This is a genomic window from Paraburkholderia silvatlantica, assembly GCF_003096715.1.
GTDB classification, from domain to species: Bacteria; Pseudomonadota; Gammaproteobacteria; order Burkholderiales; family Burkholderiaceae; genus Paraburkholderia; species Paraburkholderia silvatlantica.
In genome coordinates this window covers 160368-177061 of record NZ_QEOL01000009.1, presented here as the reverse complement: position 1 = coordinate 177061, position 16694 = coordinate 160368, and the positions used below count along the sequence as shown (strand labels likewise).

The following is a 16694-nucleotide window of genomic DNA, read 5'->3' as shown; positions in this document are numbered from 1 at the left end:
TCGTCGCGCACGCAATCAGATCGCGGTTGGCCGGCCGGTAAAGGCGTAACTCAGGAAAGGGCGGGCGGGGCGCGCGGCCTGCCCGAAGGGAAGGCGCCTAAGGGGAGGTCGGGCGTGACGGGCGGCGCGACGGTCTCGCGCGCGAGCACGAGGGCGGCAAGCGGGCCGGGCGCGGCGACCGAAGGCACCGCCACATGATGCTCGAGCAGATGGCAGTAGCCGCAGGCGCCGAATGCATCGTCGTGCGAAAGATGCGGCGCGCTACCGCCCTGGGCCGGCTGCATGGCCGAGCAGAGCGTGGCGTCCGGCTCGTGCGCGTGCTGCGCGGCGACGAGCTGGCTCACGAGCGGCGCAAGCACGATGAGCCACATGGCGACGAGGCCAAGCCATGCGGTCAGCAGTGAATGCTTGCGTGAGTTCATGAGAATGAGAATGATTGCGCGGCGGAGTCTAACACGGCCTTTCGTGTTTGCACACGCGTGGCGGTTGCGTCGCATCGAAACGCCCGGGCTGGGGATTTCCTTACATCTTCGCGCGAACTCGATGCCCGCTGCAGGGTCCTATCTCCCCAAGGACGAGCGGTCATGGCCGCCGCAGGCGGCCGGCTGCCCACGCGCCGGCTTGTGGTTGCCCGGCGACGGCCATGCGCGCTATCCTGTAGCGCTTTGCGCACGGCCCGGCTGTCGACGATCGGGCCGGCGCGGGCACCCGAAGCCCCATTTGCACAGGAAAACCACGTAATGCGCCGACGTCAATTTCTACTCAGTTCCAGTGCCGTTCTCGCCGCCGGCGGCCTCGGGCTTGCCGGCTGCACGACAACGCCGCTCGGCACGCAGAACAGCGCTTCGCAAAACGCGGCGAAGCGCAATTCGATCGACGCGGGCGTCGACGCCACGCTCTCGCGCCTGTTCAGCACGGTGAGCGGGTCGCAGGAACTGATCTCGAAGGCGAGCGGCGTGCTCGTCTTTCCGCAGGTTCTCTCGGCGGGCTTCTGGATCGGCGGTCAGTACGGCACCGGGGCGCTGCGCGTGGATGGCCGCACGACGGGCTACTACAGCACCATTGCGGGCTCGTTCGGCCTGCAGATCGGCGCGCAGTCCAAGGCCATCATCTTCGCGTTCATGAACCCGGTCGCGCTCAACGATTTCACGAGCAGCCAGGGCTGGTCGGCAGGCGCAGACGCCACGGTTGCGCTCGTCACGGTGGGCGCGAACGGCAACGTCGATACCTCGACCGCCACGAGCCCCGTGGAAGCGTTCGTGCTGACCAACGCAGGCCTCATGGCCGGGGTGTCGCTGGAAGGCGTGAAGGTGTCGCGGCTCGTGATTTGACGCTGCCGTGCGCAATTACCCGTAGTTTCGCGCAGTTACGATGAGGCATGAAAGGAGACACACGCATGGCGACGCCCACGTACCGCCGCAAACACAAGATTCACTTCTCGGAGTGCGATCCCGCCGGCATCGTGTTCTACCCGCAGTATTTCGTTCTCTTCAACGATCTCGTCGAGTCGTGGATCGACGAGTTGTTGCCGCAGGAGGGCTATCACGGCGTGATAAGCGCTCGCCGCGTGGGCATGCCGACCGTGCGGCTCGAAGTGGATTTCAAGGCGATCAGCAAGATGGGCGACGAGGTCTGGCTCTCGCTCGACGTCGAGCGCCTGGGCGGGGCGTCGCTCACGCTCGCGTGGGCGTGCACGGGTGTGGACGGCGTGTTGCGCATGGCGGCACGCCAGACCATCGTGACCACCTCGCTCGACACTCACAAGTCGATTGGCATTCCTGATGACATCCGCGAGGCGATCGCGCGGGCGATGGCGTCCGCCGCGCGCGCATAATCGCCGCAATCATCGGGCCACGTTCAGGCGGCAGCGCCCAGCGCCGCTTGCAACGTAGCGAACGTTTTTTCGTCGGTACGTTCGAAATGCAGCGGTGTGACCGAAACGCGGCCGGAGTTCACCACCGCTGTTTCGCTGTCGGGCCCGTTTTCGCGCGGGCCGCGATTGAAGCGCAGCCAATGGTAGTCCATGCCGCGCGGGTCGATCTGCGGCACGACGTCGATGCCCTGAACGAGCCCGACGCCCTGGCGCGTGACCGTGAGCGGCCCTGCGGCGCCCGCGTCGATATCGGGAAAATTCACGTTCAGGCAGACGGGCGCATCGTGCGCCACGGCAGCGAGGCGCCGAATCACGTCGGGTGCGAGCGCGCGTGCCGTGTCCCAGCGCACACGCTCGCGGTCACGGAAGGTCTGGCTCAAGGCGATGGACGGCAGGCCGAGCAACAGGCCCGTCATGGCTGCGCCTACCGTTCCGGAGAACATCGTCTCCACGCCCAGGTTGCCGCCGCGGTTGATGCCCGAGAGCACGAGCGAAGGGCGCACGTCGCCCATGAGCTGGCGCACCGCCATCACCACGCAATCGCCCGGCGTGCCGAGCACGCCGAAGCGCCGCTCGCCGCGCCGGGAGACGCGCAGCGGCGTATGCAGGCTGATCGAGTGCGAGGTGCCGCTCTGGTCGTGTTCGGGCGCGACGACCCAGACTTCGTGCGCGAGTTCGGCGGCCACGGCTTCGAGCACGGCGAGGCCGGGCGCGTCGATGCCGTCGTCGTTGGTGAGGAGCACGCAGGGCAGTTTCGTATCGGTTGCGGTCATGGCTGGCTCTTCTTCGTGGCGAGGTCGGGGAAAGGGCCATTATTCCAGAGTGCGTTCCGGGCGGCAGCCGTGCGGGACTTTTAAAAGGGATTCGTAGCCTATCCGATATAGACTAGCGCGTCGGCGCCGTGAGGCGCGCCCAGCCGTGAGGAGAAGTACGTGAAGCCGCAAGCCATGCCGGACCTAGCCCGCATCCTGTTCGTTGTTGCCATACTCTGCGCGCTGACGATCGGCAGCCTCTACGTCATGCGCCCGTTCCTCCCGGGGCTGATCTGGGCCACGACCATCGTCGTCGCGACCTGGCCGGCCATGAAAGCCATCGAGCGGCGCTGCGGCAACCGCCGCTGGCTCGCCACGCTCGTCATGCTGCTGATCCTTCTGGTCGTGATCGTGCTGCCGCTCTATGAAGCCATCTCGACGCTCGCGGTGCACGGCGGCGAGATCATGGAGCTGATCCGCAAGCTGCCCGACTATGCGTTGACTGCGCCGCCGCAGTGGGTCAGCGACATTCCCGTGGTGGGCGGGCGCATTGCCGGCAAGTGGCAGGAGTTTTCGGACGCCGGTCCGGGCGGTCTGCTCGCGCAGCTCGAACCGTACGTTTCGATCGCGGCCCACTGGTTGATCGGCCACGCCGCCTCGGTGGGCGTGTTCGTCATGCACATGTTCATCACCGTCATCATTACGGGCATTCTGTACAGCAACGGCGAGCAGGCCGCCGACTACGTCACGCGCTTCGCCATTCGCGTGGCTCCCGCTTACGGCGAGCAGGCCGTCAAGCTCGCAGGCGCTTCGGTGCGCGCGGTGGCGCTCGGCATCGTCGTGACGGCGGTCCTGCAGTCGGCGCTCGGCGGCATCGGCCTGTGGGTGGCCGGGGTGCCGGGCGCAGGCGTGCTCACGGCCGTGATGCTCATGCTGTGTCTCGCGCAGATCGGCCCGACGCTGCCGCTGCTGGGCGGCGTGATCTGGCTGTTCGTGCATGATGCGCATGTCGCGGCCATCCTGCTCGCGGTGTGGTCGGTGATGGTCGCCATGCTCGACAATCTCGTGCGTCCGGTGCTGATCCGGCGCGGCGTCAATCTGCCGATGCTGCTCATTCTCTCCGGCGTGCTCGGCGGCTTGTTCGCCTTCGGTATCGTCGGGCTCTTCATCGGGCCGGTGATCCTCGCCGTTTCGTCCACCCTGCTGAGCGCCTGGATACGCGACCCGGCTGCGCAAGCCCGCGGGGCGTCCAGCCCGGCCGCCCGCCAGGACGTTTGAGGGCGCGCAGGCGACGCCATCGATTAGCAAACGTCCCCTCTTGCCGACGCGCAGTTCGATTCGACGTTACGATGACGTCTGGACTTCGCTTCGGCATTTGTTAGAGCATTCATGCGGCGCCCGCGTGGGCATGCCTCGTGCCATTCCCGGGCGCGGGCAGCGCATCCGCGCGCGCCGCGCATCGCTTCCAGGGAGACGAAATGGCTCAGTTCAACTGCGATATCTGCGGCGTGCGCCCCGCGACGGTGCGGGTCGCCGTGTTGCAGGACGGCAGGCGGCGTTTTCTCGATGTCTGCGACTATCACTACGCGCAGCTTACGCGGCATCAGCGCACCTTGAGCCCGCTGGAGGCGCTGTTTCGCGCCTCGCAGCAGGCAGACGGCGCAGGCGACGCCGGCGGCCCGGCGGGCGAACCTGCGCCGCAGGCGATGGAAGCCGGCGACGGCGCCATCGTCGAACGCTATTTCAGCGACGTGGCGCGTGAATTGCTCCAGCGCGCGGCGGAGCGGGCCGTGCAGTTCGGGCGGCGCGAGGTCGACACGGAGCATCTGCTTTACGAACTCGCGGGCAACGACGCCGGCGCGGCGATCCTGAGGCGTCTCGGCATTCAGCCCGACGACGTGCGCGCGTTCATCGACGCCAATGCGCAGAAGCGCGAAGGCGCGCCCGCGCCCGAGGACGGCCGCATCGGCGTCTCGCCGCGCCTGAAGGGCGCGCTCGACCGCGCGTTTCTCGTCTCGCGCGAACTGGGTCACAGCTACGTCGCGCCCGAGCATCTGCTCTTTGGGCTCACGCAGGTGCCGGAGAGTTTTGCGGGCCATCTGCTGGGCCGCTACGGTGTCACGCCCCAGAAGGTGTTGCAGCGGCTCGTGGAGGCCCAGGGCGACAAACGCGAGCGTCCCGCCGCGACGGGGCCGAGCGCGACGCCGCAGCTCGACCAATACAGCCGCGACCTCACCGCGCTCGCGAGCGAAGGCAAGCTCGACCCCGTGATCGGGCGTTCGAGCGAGATCGAGACCGTGGTGGAAGTGCTCGCGCGCCGGCGCAAGAACAATCCGGTGCTGATCGGCGAACCGGGCGTGGGCAAAACCGCGATCGCCGAAGGCCTCGCGCAACGCATGCTCAACGGCGACGTGCCCGAATCGCTGCGCGGGCGGCGGCTCGTCGAGCTGAACGTCAACGGGCTGATTGCGGGCGCGAAGTATCGCGGCGAATTCGAAGAACGCGTGAAGGGCTTGATGGAGGAAATCTCGGCGCATCGCGAAAGCCTCGTGCTCTTCATCGACGAAGTGCACATGATCGTCGGCGCGGGCCAGGGCGGCGGCGAGGGCGGGCTCGACATCGCCAATGTCTTCAAGCCGGCCATGGCGCGCGGCGAACTGAACCTGATCGGCGCCACGACGCTCTCCGAGTACCAGAAGTACATCGAGAAAGACGCGGCGCTCGAGCGGCGCTTTCAGCCCGTGTTCGTCTCCGAGCCGAGCGTCGATCAGACGATCAACATCCTGCGCGGCTTGCGCGACAAGCTCGAGGTGCATCACCACGTCACCATTCGCGACGACGCGCTCGTCTCGGCGGCCGAACTGTCGGACCGCTATGTGATGGGGCGCTTCCTGCCCGACAAGGCCATCGATCTGGTCGACCAGGCGGCGGCGCGCGTGCACCTTTCCGCCACCTCGCGGCCTGCGGCGATCCTCGAACTCGAAGCGGAGCTGGCGCAGTTGCGGCGCGAGCAGGACTATGCGGCGACGCGCAAGAATTTCGAGCGCGCCCATACGCTGGATGAGCCGATTGCCGACAAGGAAAAGGCGCTCACGCAGGCCACCAGCGACTGGAAAGGTCAGCTCGGCACCGTGACCTCCGACGTGACGAGCGAAGATGTCGCGGAGATCGTCTCGAAACTCACGGGCGTGCCGGTCACGCAACTGACCGCCGAGGAGCGCACGCGACTGCTCGAAATGGAAAAGCGGCTGCATGAGCGCGTGATCGGTCAGGAGCAGGCCATCGTCGCGGTCAGCGACGCGGTGCGCCGTTCGCGCGCCGGGCTGCGCCGCGGCCGGCGGCCCACGGCGGTGTTCCTGTTCCTCGGGCCGACGGGCGTCGGCAAGACGGAGCTTGCGAAGGCGCTGGCCGAAGTGGTGTTCGGCGACGAAGACGCCATTGTGCGCATCGACATGAGCGAGTACATGGAGCGCCACGCCGTGTCGCGGCTGATCGGCTCGCCGCCGGGTTACGTCGGCTATGACGAAGGCGGCCAGTTGACCGAGAAGGTGCGCCGCCGCCCCTATTGCGTGATCCTGCTCGACGAAATCGAGAAAGCGCACGCCGACGTCTACAACGTGCTGCTGCAGGTGTTCGACGACGGCCGGCTCACCGACGGCAAGGGGCGCGTGGTCGACTTCAGCAATACGGTCGTGATCGCGACGAGCAATCTCGGCTCCGACGTGGTCTCGGGGCAAAAGCGCTCGGGGCCCGGTTTCCTCTCGAGCGCCGAAGGGTCGATGCAGGGCGCCGTGATGGGAGAGTTGCGCCAGCATTTCCGGCCCGAGTTCCTGAATCGCATCGACGAGATCATCATGTTCCAGCCGCTCACGAGCGACGAGTTGCGCGCGATCGTGCGGCTGCAGCTCGAACAGGTCCGGCGGATGGCGCGCAGCCAGGACATCGACCTGACGTTCGACGACAGCGTGATCGATTACCTCGCGGCGGAGGGGTATCGGCCGGAATTCGGCGCGCGCGAGTTGAAGCGCAAAATGCAGCAGGCGGTGGAGAACGAACTGGCGAAGGAAATGCTCAAGGGCGGTGTGAAAGAGGGCGCCAAAGTCGTATGCCGTTACGACGCAGCGGCCAAACGTATGGCATTCGCGCTGCAGGGGGCGGGCGAAAGCTAATGCAGGTGGCCGGCGCAAGCCCGTTATGAATGTGAGCAGGCCCTAGCGCACCCGCTTCGGGCGCGAGGCGGGTTTGACGCCCGGACGTTCGACGGCATGCCGGATCCTGGCGAGCAGATTGCCCTCGTGGAATCGCCGGTCCTGCGCGAAGCGCTCGGCGACCGTGAGATAGGCGTCGTGCAGGCGGCTCATGATCGCCTCGCTCTCGGCCTGCCGCAGGCCGAGGCGCCGGGCGAAGGCATGGAGTTCCGCCGGCAGCGGGAAAGTCTTGCTCCGGTTGAGGCTGAGCGCCATGCGTCCGTCGAGGTCCGGATAGATGTCCGTACAGACCACGTCGAACACCGGAGCGAGCCGGCGCGGTCCGGTCGGATCGATATAGAGGATTCCCAGGTTCTTCATGTGGGCATCGCCGTCGCGCAGCAGGCATGAGAGGGCGATGCGCTCGAACAGGCGGCGTTTCTGCGCCGGGTCCGAACGCGTATAGATGTCCACGGCCTTGGCGATCATCTCGTAGCTGCCCTCGTATTTCGCCTTGCCGGTGAGCACGCTCATGTCCTCGAATCCGAGGGGCGTGCCGTTCGCCTCGCGGTCGAAGCGTGACATGACGAAGAGCTGACCGTCTTCGGAAAGCCAGAAGTCGGGGACCTCGAGCGCCGCCTCTTTCGCCACCGACATGCAGAAGTATTCGTTGCGCGCGAGGCCGGGGAAGTCGTCGCCTTCAGCCTTCACGATCACCGTGCGCAGGGGCAGTGCCGTGTGCTCGGCGGGGCGCGCGGCGGTATCGGCGGCGAGTGGCACGACAGCCTTCGGCTGCACGCCGGAGATGCCCGAGCCGAGCGCGTAGCGGTCGATCAGGCGCTCGAACAGCCGGCCCGAAGGCGAGGAAAGCAATTCGTCGAGACGCTCGCCATCGCTCTGCGGCACCTGCTCTCCCGGTACGGAATAGGTGAGCCGCCCGATTTGATTGGTGCCGGCGAGAAACAGCAGAAACATGTCGCTCGGCGCGCCGTAACGCGCGAGCCGCTCCTCGATGACGAAGCGCAGGTAGCCCTCTGGCCGGTTCATCGCGAAGATGCCCATCAGGTCGCCGCTCGCATAACTCTGGCGCCGCACCGGCATGGTGAGCGATACGGCTGCCATGTCCGGCACGTCGCCGTAGTTGAAGACGAAGCGGCTTTCGCGTGCGAGCAGGCCGCTCGGTCCCTGCGGCGTATGGACTTCCAGATTACGGATTTCGCGCAAAAGCCGCTCGAGGTCGAATGAGGCGCCGGCAGTCATTCGTCGTCCCTGAATATGTCGTTCAGGTCCTCGAGGACGACGGTGTCCATGGGGCGAAGCACGACCTCATAGCCGAGCGCGTTCACGAGACGGCAGAGTTCGCGTACGCCGACGTTGCCTGCGTGTTCGGCGTTCGTGACGGTGCGGCGGGCGACGCCGGCCTGCTCCGCCAGGGCCTGCTGGGTCAGCTTGCGCTCGCGGCGCGTCGCGCGCAGGCCATCTGCCAGGCGCTCGACGTTGGAAATGGAAAGGTTCGCGGGTTTTTTGCGCATCATGGTGCGCATTATAGGTCGTCATCGGGAAATTTGCGCATAATCTCGCGCATCAGGTCAGCTAAGGCTTACGGTTGGATATGCGTGCAATTTTGCGCAAATGGCGATGGAAACACAGATATGCGCAAAATCGTGCGCATATCTGTGTTTCCATTGGTGCGATGCGCAATTGTCAAAAATTTGCCGGTTTACGTAGTAATTCCTGCATCTCGTGCGTTTCACATCGACCGCAACGCCGAGCGCTTGAGCTTGCCGGTCTCGGTGCGCGGCAGTGCGTCGATAAAAGCGATCTGACGCGGATATTTATACGCCGCCACGGCGTTCTTCACGAAGTTCTGCAATTCAGCGACCAGGGCGTCGCCGGCGCTGAAGCCCGGGCGCAAGACGACGAACGCCTTCACCACCTGGCCACGCACTTCGTCGGGCACGCCCGTTACGCCGCACTCGGCCACGGCGGGGTGCTGCATGAGCACCGTCTCGATTTCGGGCCCCGCGATGTTGTAGCCCGACGAAACGATCATGTCGTCGGAGCGGGCCTGGTAGAACACATAGCCGTCGGCGTCGATGGATACGGCGTCGCCAGGCAGGTTCCAGCCGCCGCGCACGAACACGCTCTGGCGTTCGTCGGCGAGATAGCGGCAGCCAGTCGGGCCGCGCACGGCGAGATTGCCCGTCACGCCGGGCGGCACCGGCTGCAGGTCGTTGTCCAGCGCCTGCACGACGTAGCCGGGCACTGCGCGGCCGATCGAGCCGGGGCGCACGTCGGCGCCCGCTGACGACACGAAGATATGAATCAGCTCAGTGCCGCCAATGCCGTCGATCATCTCGATGCCCGTCGCGTCGCGCCATAGGTCGCGTGTGGCCTGCGGCAGCGCCTCTCCGGCGGATACCGTCTTGCGCAGGCTGGACAGGTCGTACTGCGCGACCAGCGCCGCCATCTGCCGATAGAACGTGGGCGCGGTGAAGACGATGGTCGCGTGGAAACGCTGGATCGTGTCCAGCAGCAGCGCAGGCGTGAGCTTTTCGATCAGCACGGTCGACGCCCCGACGCGCAGCGGAAAACACAGCAGCCCGCCCAGCCCGAACGTGAACGCGAGCGGCGGCGTGCCGCAGAATACGTCGTCGGCCGCGGGCTGCAGGACGTGACGCGGGAACAGGTCGCACATGGCGATCACGTCGCGGTGAAAGTGCATGCAGCCCTTGGGCGTGCCCGTCGTACCGCTGGTGAAGGCGATGAGGCAGACGTCGTCGCTGGCCGTGTCGCAGGCCGGGAAGTCGGCGGGCTTGCCTGCCGCGAGCGCTTCCAGCGTGCCCGGCGCCGTGTCGTGAAAGTAACGGACCTGCTTGATGCCTTCGCAAAAGAACTCGCCGGCAGGGTCCATGCAGCGCGCGAGTTCCTCGGTGAGCCGCACGTCGCACAGCGCCGCGCAAACCTGCGCCTTGTCTGCGATCTGTTTGAGTTCCTTCGCGCGCAGCAGCGGCATGGTGGGAATGACCACGAGGCCTGCCTTGAGCGACGCGAGAAACGCTACTGCCATTTGCAACGTGTTCGGCCCGCGCAACAGGACGCGGTTTCCCGGCTTCAGCCCCATGTCTTCCACCAGCACGCGGGCGCTGCGATTGACGAGCGCGAGCAGTTCAGCGTATGTGGTGGCTTGCGGCTTGCCGTCGACGTCCGACCAGATGGCCGGGCGCTCGCCGTGCCCAGCCTCGATCGCGCGGTCCAGCAACTCGACCGCGCAATTCATGCGCGCGGGGTAGGCGACGTCGGGATTGTCGAGCAGCATGTCGGGCCACTGCGACTCGGGCGGCAGATGATCGCGCGCGAACGTATCGACATGGGCGGTGGGTTGCATGGCGTCTCCGGCTGTCTGTGTGAGCTGATCGTTCCGTTGCGTGGGCGGCGGTCTAACGGTTTATTGGCGCGTGATACGCGCGTCGTCGGGAATCACTGCCGTCGCTTCGATTTCCACTTTTGCGTCGTCTTCCATGAGCGCCACCACCTGCACCGCGCTCATGGCGATGTCGTAGTCGCCGATCAGCTCGCGGAACGCGGCACCAATTTCCTTCAGCGATGCCAGGTATTCCTTCTTGTCGGTGACGTACCAGGTCATGCGCACGAGGTGCTCGGGCCTGCCACCCGCGGTTTCGAGTACGGCGACGATATTGCGCAGCGCCTGCACGGCCTGCGCGCCGAATTCGCGGCTCGTGAAGCGCGCGTTCTCGTCCCAGCCGATCTGGCCGGCGATATAGACCTGCGTGCCGGCTGCGGCGACGCCGTTGGCATAACCGCGCGGCTTGACCCAGCCTGCAGGAAGAAGGGCTCGTTTCATGTTTCGTCCGGTTCCGTAGTGGGGCGTCGCGCGCCACGCGCTTATGCTGCGGTGTATGCCTTGAGCAAGTCACGCCCGACAATGAGCTGCTGCACCTCGGTCGCGCCTTCGTAAATGCGCAGCGAGCGAATCTCGCGGTAGAGCGACTCGACGATGTTGCCGCTTTGCACGCCCATGCCGCCCCAAAGCTGCACGGCCGCATCGATCACCTGCTGCGCGCCCTCGCTTGCATGCCACTTCGCCATGGCGGCTTCGCGCGTCACGCTTTCGCCCTGGTCGCGCAGCCACGCCGCGCGATAGACGAGCAGGGCGCTGCTGTCGATGGTGAGCGCCATTTGCGCGAGCTTTGCCTGGGTGAGCTGAAAATCGCCGAGCGTCTGGCCGAACATCTTGCGCGAAGCGGCGCGCGCGAGCCCTTCGGCCATCGCGCGGCGCGCGAAGCCGAGCGAAGCCGCGGCGACCGAGGTGCGGAAGATATCGAGCGTGCGCATGGCGATCTTGAAGCCTTCGCCCGGTGCGCCGAGCATCTGGCTGCGCTTCACGCGCGAGCCGGTGAAGCGCAGACGCGCGAGCGGATGCGGCGCGATCACGTCGATGCGTTCGGCGATTTCGAGGCCGGGGGTATCGGCATCGACCACGAATGCGCTGATGCCGCGCGAGCCCGGCGCCTCGCCGGTGCGGGCGAACACCACGTAGAAGTCGGCGATGCCGCCGTTCGAGATCCACGTCTTTTCGCCGTCCAGCACATAGTCGTTGCCCTCGGCGCGGGCGGCGAGGGCCATGGCGGCGACGTCGGAGCCCGCTTGCGGTTCGGAGAGCGCAAACGCGGCGATCGCTTCGCCGCGCGCGACGCGCGGCAGATAGCGCGCCTTTTGCGTCTCGTTGCCGGCCAGCGAGATGGCGCCGGAGCCGAGCCCCTGCATGGCGAGCGCGAAGTCGGCGAGGCCCGAGTGCTTCGCGAGCGTTTCGCGCAGCAGGCAGACGGCGCGCGTGTCGATCGTATCGCCATGGCCGCCGTAAGCGGTGCCGCCCACGCCGTAGCGCAGCCAGCCGGCAACGCCTAGCTTGCGCACGAGCGCGCGGCAGGTCGCATCGACATCGTCGTGCGGCACGTGCGCGAGATGCTCGCGCGCCCACGCTTCGATTCCCGCGCCGAGCGCGCGATGGCGATCTTCGAAGAACGGCCACGCGAGTGCGTCGTGGAGGTGGGTTTCAACGGCAGCGTTCAATTCAGTCTCCTTCGAAAACCGGACGCGTTTTGGCCGCGAACGCCTCATAGGCGCGGCCGAAATCGCGCGTAGCCATGCAGATCGCCTGCGCCTGCGCTTCGGACTCGATGGCCTCGTCGATGCTCATGGTCCATTCCTGATGCAGCATCGTCTTGGTGATGCCGTGCGCAAAGGTCGGGCCGCAGGCGAGATCGGCGGCGAGCTTCTGTGCATCGGCGAGCAGCACGTCGGGCTCGCAGATGCGGTTGTAGAAGCCCCAGGCGTGGCCTTCATCGCCGCTCGCGGAGCGGCCCGTGTAGAGCAGCTCGGCCGCGCGCCCCTGACCGATGATGCGTGGCAGGATCGCGCACGCGCCCATGTCGCAGCCCGCGAGCCCCACGCGCGTGAACAGGAACGCAAGTTTGCTGCGCGCCGTGGCGTAGCGCATGTCGGACGCCATGGCGAGAATCGCGCCCGCGCCGGCGCAGACGCCGTCCACGGCGGCAATGATCGGCTGAGGGCAGTGGCGCATGGCTTTCACGAGGTCGCCGGTCATGCGCGTGAACATCAGCAGTTCGGGCATCGGCAGATCGACGAGCGGCGCGATGATGTCGTGCACGTCGCCGCCGGAGCAGAAGTTTTCTCCTGCGCCGTGCAGTACGACGGCCTTCACGTCCGTCGCACAGGCGAGCTGGCGAAACAGATCGCGTAGTTCTGCATACGATTCGAACGTGAGCGGATTCTTGCGTTCGGGGCGGTTGAGCGTGATGGTTGCCACGCGGCCTTGAACCGACCAGCCGAAGTGTTGCGCCTCATAACCGGCAAGCGTTGCGCGGTTGCCCGCGAAGAGCGCCTCGGCGCTGGAACGTGTCGTCAAGATATGTCTCCCGGAACTTTGCAATTCAGTGGTTTCAGCCTTCGAGCCCGCTGCGCAGATGTTGTTTGAGCTTGCCGAGCCGCTCGTGCATCTTCGACTTCTCGTCGAGCGAAAGGCCGCCGAACAGTTCCACGACCCATTGCTCGTGCGCGGCCGCCATGCGGTCGAAGAGGGCGCGGCCCTCGGGCGTGAGGCGCACCACGAAGGCGCGCCGGTCGTCGGGGGCGACGTCGCGCACGACGAGGCCTTCCTTTTCGAGCTGATCGGTAATGCCCGTGACGTTGCCGCCCGTCACCATCAGGCGGCGCGAGAGTTCCGTCATGCGCAGACCTTCAGGATGGCGCTCGAGCTGCGCCATCAGGTCGAAGCGCGGCAGCGTCGTATCGAACTCGACGCGCAGGCGGCGGCGCAGCTCGGCTTGCACGAGGTTCGTCGTGGTGAGCAGGCGCAGCCACAGGCGCAGGCCCATGTGGCTGTCGGCGCCCGTGCTCATTTCCATGTCGACGACATTCTCCGCCGGTTTTTCGACGCCCTTGCGCGGCGCTTTCGTTGCGGCCTTCGCGGTGACGTTCTTGCGCGTGGATGCGGGCGATGTCATGTGACTTCTCCACCGGAAACGGATATGGACTGGCCCGTGATCGCTGACGATCCGGGCGCGCACAGCCACAGCACGGCATTGGCGACTTCTTCCGGCGTGACGAAGCGCTGCTGCGGGTTGTGGCGCACGAGGAGGCTGCGCGCCTCGGCTTCGCTGCGCGAGGTCTTGCGCGTGATCTGTTCGAGCGACGCCTGCAGCAGTTCCGTTTCCGTGTAGCCGGGGCACACGGCGTTCACGGTCACGCCCTGCGCGGCCACTTCGAGCGCGAGCGCGCGCGTCATGCCGATCACGCCATGTTTCGAGGCGCAATAGGCGGCGACATACGGGTAGCCGACCTGGCCCGCCGTGCTCGCGACATTGACGATGCGCCCGGCCTTGCGCGCGAGCATGCTCGGCAGCACCGCGCGCGTGCAGAGAAATGCGCCGGTGAGATTCACGTCGAGCATGCGCTTCCACAACGCGAGGTCGGTTTGCGTGAACGGCGCGGCCTGGGCCTGGCCCGCGTTGTTCACGAGGATATCGACGGCGCCGAGCGTTTGCTCCGCACGCGCGAACGCGGCGTTCACGGCGTCTTCGTCGGTGATATCGACGCAGACGCAAGCCACTTGCTCGCCGCCGCCGAGCGCGGCACGCTGGGCGTCGAGCCGTGCGGCGTCGCGGCCCATCAGCGTAACGCGCGCGCCGGCATGCAGGAGCGCGGCGGCCGTCGCCGCGCCGATGCCGCTGCCGCCACCGGTCACCACCGCATGACGTTCGCTTAGGATTGCATGGTTCATGCTCATAGGGTTCCTTCGGCGCGCTGCGCGCGCTCGATCGGCGAAAGGCCGGCCGCGGCGCCTGCGGCGGCGCGTTCGCGCTCGATGTTGCGTTCGAGTTGCGTTTTGGCCGCGATGTACTGGTTCGGCCACTTGATGTCGAGGTAGCCGATGCGCGCGGCTTCGGTAAGCGTCCACGAAGGGTTGGCCAGGTGCGGCCGCGCGACGGCGCACAGGTCGGCGCGTCCGGCCGCGATGATGCCGTTCACGTGGTCCGCTTCGGAAATCGCCCCGACGGCGATGGTCGCGATGCCCGCTTCGTTGCGGATGCGGTCGGCGAAGGGCGTCTGGAACATGCGGCCGAAGACGGGTTTTTCTTCCTTGCTCACCTGGCCCGACGAAACGTCGATCATGTCCGCGCCTGCTGCCTTGAACGCGCGTGCGATTTCGATGGCGTCGTCGGGCGTGTTGCCGCCTTCCACCCAGTCGTGTGCCGAGACGCGCACCGAAATCGGCTTGCTTTGCGGCCAGACCGCGCGCATCGCCTTGAAAACCTCGAGCGGATAACGCAGACGATTCTCGAGCGATCCGCCGTATTCGTCAGTGCGCTGGTTCGTGAGCGGCGAGAGGAAACTGGAAAGCAGGTACCCGTGCGCGCAATGCAATTCGAGCCAGTCGAAGCCCGCTTCGTTTGCCATTTGCGTGGCTTGCACGAATTGCGCCTCGATATCGCGCAGTTCTTCGGTGCTCGCTTCGTGCGACCACTGGCTCACGCCGCGCAGATATTGCTGCGGCGAAGCGGAGACGAGCGGCCAGTTGCCGTCGTCGAGCGGCTGGTCAATGCCGTCCCATGCCACGCGCGTCGAGCCCTTGGCGCCGGAATGGCCGAGCTGCATGCCGATTTTTGCGTCCGAGTTAGCGTGCACGAAATCGACGATGCGCTTCCACGCCTGCACGTGCATGGGCGCATACATGCCGGGGCAGGCGGGCGTGATGCGCGCCTCGGGCGAGACGCAGGTCATTTCGGTCATCACGAGCGCGGCGCCGCCCATCGCGCGCGCGCCCAGATGCATGAGGTGATAGTCGCCGGCTACGCCGTCATGGGCGGAGTACTGCGCCATCGGCGAGACGACCACGCGATTCTTCAACTTGACGCCACGCACCGTATAAGGCGTGAACATGGGCGGCACGGCACGCGCCGCGCCACCCGCGCGCTGCGCGAGCCACGTTTCGAAGCCGGACAGATAACGCGCGTCGCGCTCGCGCAGATTTTCGTGCGAGATGCGCTGCGAGCGCGTGAGCAGCGAATAGGCGAACTGCTGCGGTTCGAACTTCGCGTAGCGGTCCACGTGCTCGAACCATTCAGTGGAATTGCGCGCGGCGTTCTGAATACGCAGGACATCCACGCTGCGAACGTTCGTGTAGTGCGTGAGTGCCGCGCGCAGATCGGCGGGATGCGCTTCCATGCTGTTGGCGAGTTCAATCGCGTCTTCGAGCGCGAGCTTCGTGCCGGAGCCGATCGAGAAGTGCGCGGTGTGCGCCGCGTCGCCCATCAGCACGACAGGCGTTTGCTTGCCGTCCACCGCCGCTTTCCAGTGCACCCATTCGCGATTGACCACGCGAGGGAAGCGGATCCATTGCGACGAACCGCGCAGATGCGACGCATTCGAGCGCAGCGCGTGGCCGTCGAGATAGCGCGCGAACAGCTTCTCGCAGAAGGCGATGCTGTCTTCCTTGCTCATGGTGTCGAGGCCGGCTGCGCGCCACACGTGATCGGGCGTTTCGACGATGAACGTCGACGTGTTGTCGTCGAAGCGGTAGGCATGCGCCTGGAACCAGCCCCATTCGGTTTCTTCGAACGCGAACGTGAATGCGTCGAAGAGTTTCGACGTGCCGAGCCACACAAAGCGGCAATCGCGCAAATCGATATCGGGCTGATACGTGGCGGCGTACTTCTGGCGCGTGGCGCTGTTCAGGCCGTCGCTCGCGATGATGAGGTCGGCGTGGGTCACGTCGTCGTCGGTGATCTGCGATTCGAACACGAGCTTCACGCCGAGCGCTTCGCAGCGCGCCTGCAGGATGTTGAGCAGACGCTTGCGGCCAATGCCGCAGAAGCCATGGCCCGACGAACGGATTGCGCTGCCGCGAAAGTGAATCTCGATGTCGTCCCAATGATTGAAGGCGTCGAGAATTTCGTCGGCACTCTCGGGGTCGGCCGCGCGCAGGTTGCCAAGCGTCTGGTCCGAGAACACCACGCCCCAGCCGAACGTGTCGTACGGGCGGTTGCGTTCGATCACGGTGATTTCGTAGCCGGGGTGGCGGCGCTTCATCAAGAGGCCGAAATAGAGGCCCGCCGGCCCGCCGCCAATGCAAACAATGCGCATGCTCGCTCCTTCGTTCGGTCTGCAAGGGCAATGTAGGTTGAATTACTTTAGGTGTCAAGTAATGTGCGGTAGAGGAAGGGATGACCCTGGGCGCGGGTGATCCTGGAAATAAGAAGTGTCACCCTTGCACCACCATGTGAAATTCTGAAAGGCGTGTTCGGTCGCCCTGATGCCAGAACGAAAGGGCGCGCAGGA

15 protein-coding genes are annotated in these 16694 nt (G+C 66.1%); 4 read left to right on the top strand and 11 right to left on the bottom strand.

Annotated elements, in window-relative coordinates; all coding sequences use genetic code 11:
- Window positions 1-50: 50 nt before the first annotated feature.
- Entirely contained in the window at window positions 51-422 is a 372-nt protein-coding gene (locus C7411_RS14690) for a DUF2946 domain-containing protein (protein WP_181431340.1), read from the bottom strand.
- Window positions 423-740: 318 nt separating this feature from the next.
- Between C7411_RS14690 and C7411_RS14685 the strand changes: the two genes are divergently transcribed.
- Both C7411_RS14685 and C7411_RS14680 read left to right on the top strand, forming a co-directional pair.
- Complete coding sequence (locus C7411_RS14685) at window positions 741-1331, top strand: BPSL1445 family SYLF domain-containing lipoprotein (protein WP_110385002.1); 591 nt, start codon at window positions 741-743, stop codon at window positions 1329-1331.
- 65 nt (window positions 1332-1396) lie between these two features.
- Window positions 1397-1834, top strand: a complete 438-nt coding sequence (locus tag C7411_RS14680) for an acyl-CoA thioesterase (RefSeq protein ID WP_110385001.1) — start codon at window positions 1397-1399, stop codon at window positions 1832-1834.
- Window positions 1835-1857: 23 nt separating this feature from the next.
- On the opposite strand, the gene surE is transcribed toward C7411_RS14680, so the two are convergent.
- A complete protein-coding gene (gene surE, locus C7411_RS14675) occupies window positions 1858-2646 on the bottom strand; it encodes a 5'/3'-nucleotidase SurE (protein WP_110385000.1) in 789 nt (262 codons plus the stop codon).
- Between the two features lie 174 nt (window positions 2647-2820).
- Between surE and ydiK the strand changes: the two genes are divergently transcribed.
- Together ydiK and C7411_RS14665 are read left to right on the top strand one after the other, a co-directional pair.
- Window positions 2821-3903 carry an AI-2E family transporter YdiK gene (gene ydiK, locus C7411_RS14670; protein ID WP_042260553.1) on the top strand — a complete coding sequence of 361 codons (1083 nt, stop codon included), beginning with the start codon at window positions 2821-2823 and terminating at the stop codon, window positions 3901-3903.
- Between the two features lie 200 nt (window positions 3904-4103).
- Complete coding sequence (locus C7411_RS14665; protein WP_110384999.1) at window positions 4104-6794, top strand: ATP-dependent Clp protease ATP-binding subunit; 2691 nt, start codon at window positions 4104-4106, stop codon at window positions 6792-6794.
- A gap of 42 nt (window positions 6795-6836) precedes the next feature.
- Here the strand turns inward: C7411_RS14665 and C7411_RS14660 are convergent, their stop codons facing one another.
- The 9 genes from C7411_RS14660 to C7411_RS14620 form a co-directional block, all read right to left on the bottom strand.
- On the bottom strand, window positions 6837-8072 hold the full coding sequence (locus C7411_RS14660; protein WP_110384998.1) for a type II toxin-antitoxin system HipA family toxin: 1236 nt from the start codon (window positions 8070-8072) through the stop codon (window positions 6837-6839).
- Window positions 8069-8356: a helix-turn-helix domain-containing protein gene (locus C7411_RS14655; protein ID WP_243413162.1), complete on the bottom strand. Its 288-nt coding sequence runs from the start codon at window positions 8354-8356 to the stop codon at window positions 8069-8071. Before C7411_RS14655 ends, C7411_RS14660 begins: the two co-directional genes overlap by 4 nt.
- Before the next feature lie 206 nt (window positions 8357-8562).
- A complete protein-coding gene (locus tag C7411_RS14650; protein WP_110384997.1) occupies window positions 8563-10200 on the bottom strand; it encodes an AMP-binding protein in 1638 nt (545 codons plus the stop codon).
- 60 nt (window positions 10201-10260) lie between these two features.
- On the bottom strand, window positions 10261-10677 hold the full coding sequence (locus C7411_RS14645; protein ID WP_110384996.1) for a RidA family protein: 417 nt from the start codon (window positions 10675-10677) through the stop codon (window positions 10261-10263).
- A gap of 41 nt (window positions 10678-10718) precedes the next feature.
- Window positions 10719-11906 carry an acyl-CoA dehydrogenase family protein gene (locus tag C7411_RS14640; protein WP_243413161.1) on the bottom strand — a complete coding sequence of 396 codons (1188 nt, stop codon included), beginning with the start codon at window positions 11904-11906 and terminating at the stop codon, window positions 10719-10721.
- Window position 11907: 1 nt separating this feature from the next.
- Entirely contained in the window at window positions 11908-12762 is an 855-nt protein-coding gene (locus C7411_RS14635) for an enoyl-CoA hydratase family protein (protein WP_110384994.1), read from the bottom strand.
- A gap of 34 nt (window positions 12763-12796) precedes the next feature.
- A complete protein-coding gene (locus tag C7411_RS14630) occupies window positions 12797-13360 on the bottom strand; it encodes a MarR family winged helix-turn-helix transcriptional regulator (RefSeq protein ID WP_110384993.1) in 564 nt (187 codons plus the stop codon).
- On the bottom strand, window positions 13357-14142 hold the full coding sequence (locus C7411_RS14625) for an SDR family NAD(P)-dependent oxidoreductase (RefSeq protein WP_110384992.1): 786 nt from the start codon (window positions 14140-14142) through the stop codon (window positions 13357-13359). Before C7411_RS14625 ends, C7411_RS14630 begins: the two co-directional genes overlap by 4 nt.
- Window positions 14139-16499, bottom strand: a complete 2361-nt coding sequence (locus C7411_RS14620) for a bifunctional salicylyl-CoA 5-hydroxylase/oxidoreductase (RefSeq protein ID WP_110384991.1) — start codon at window positions 16497-16499, stop codon at window positions 14139-14141. The genes C7411_RS14625 and C7411_RS14620 overlap by 4 nt, the downstream gene beginning before the upstream one ends.
- Window positions 16500-16694 lie beyond the last annotated feature (195 nt).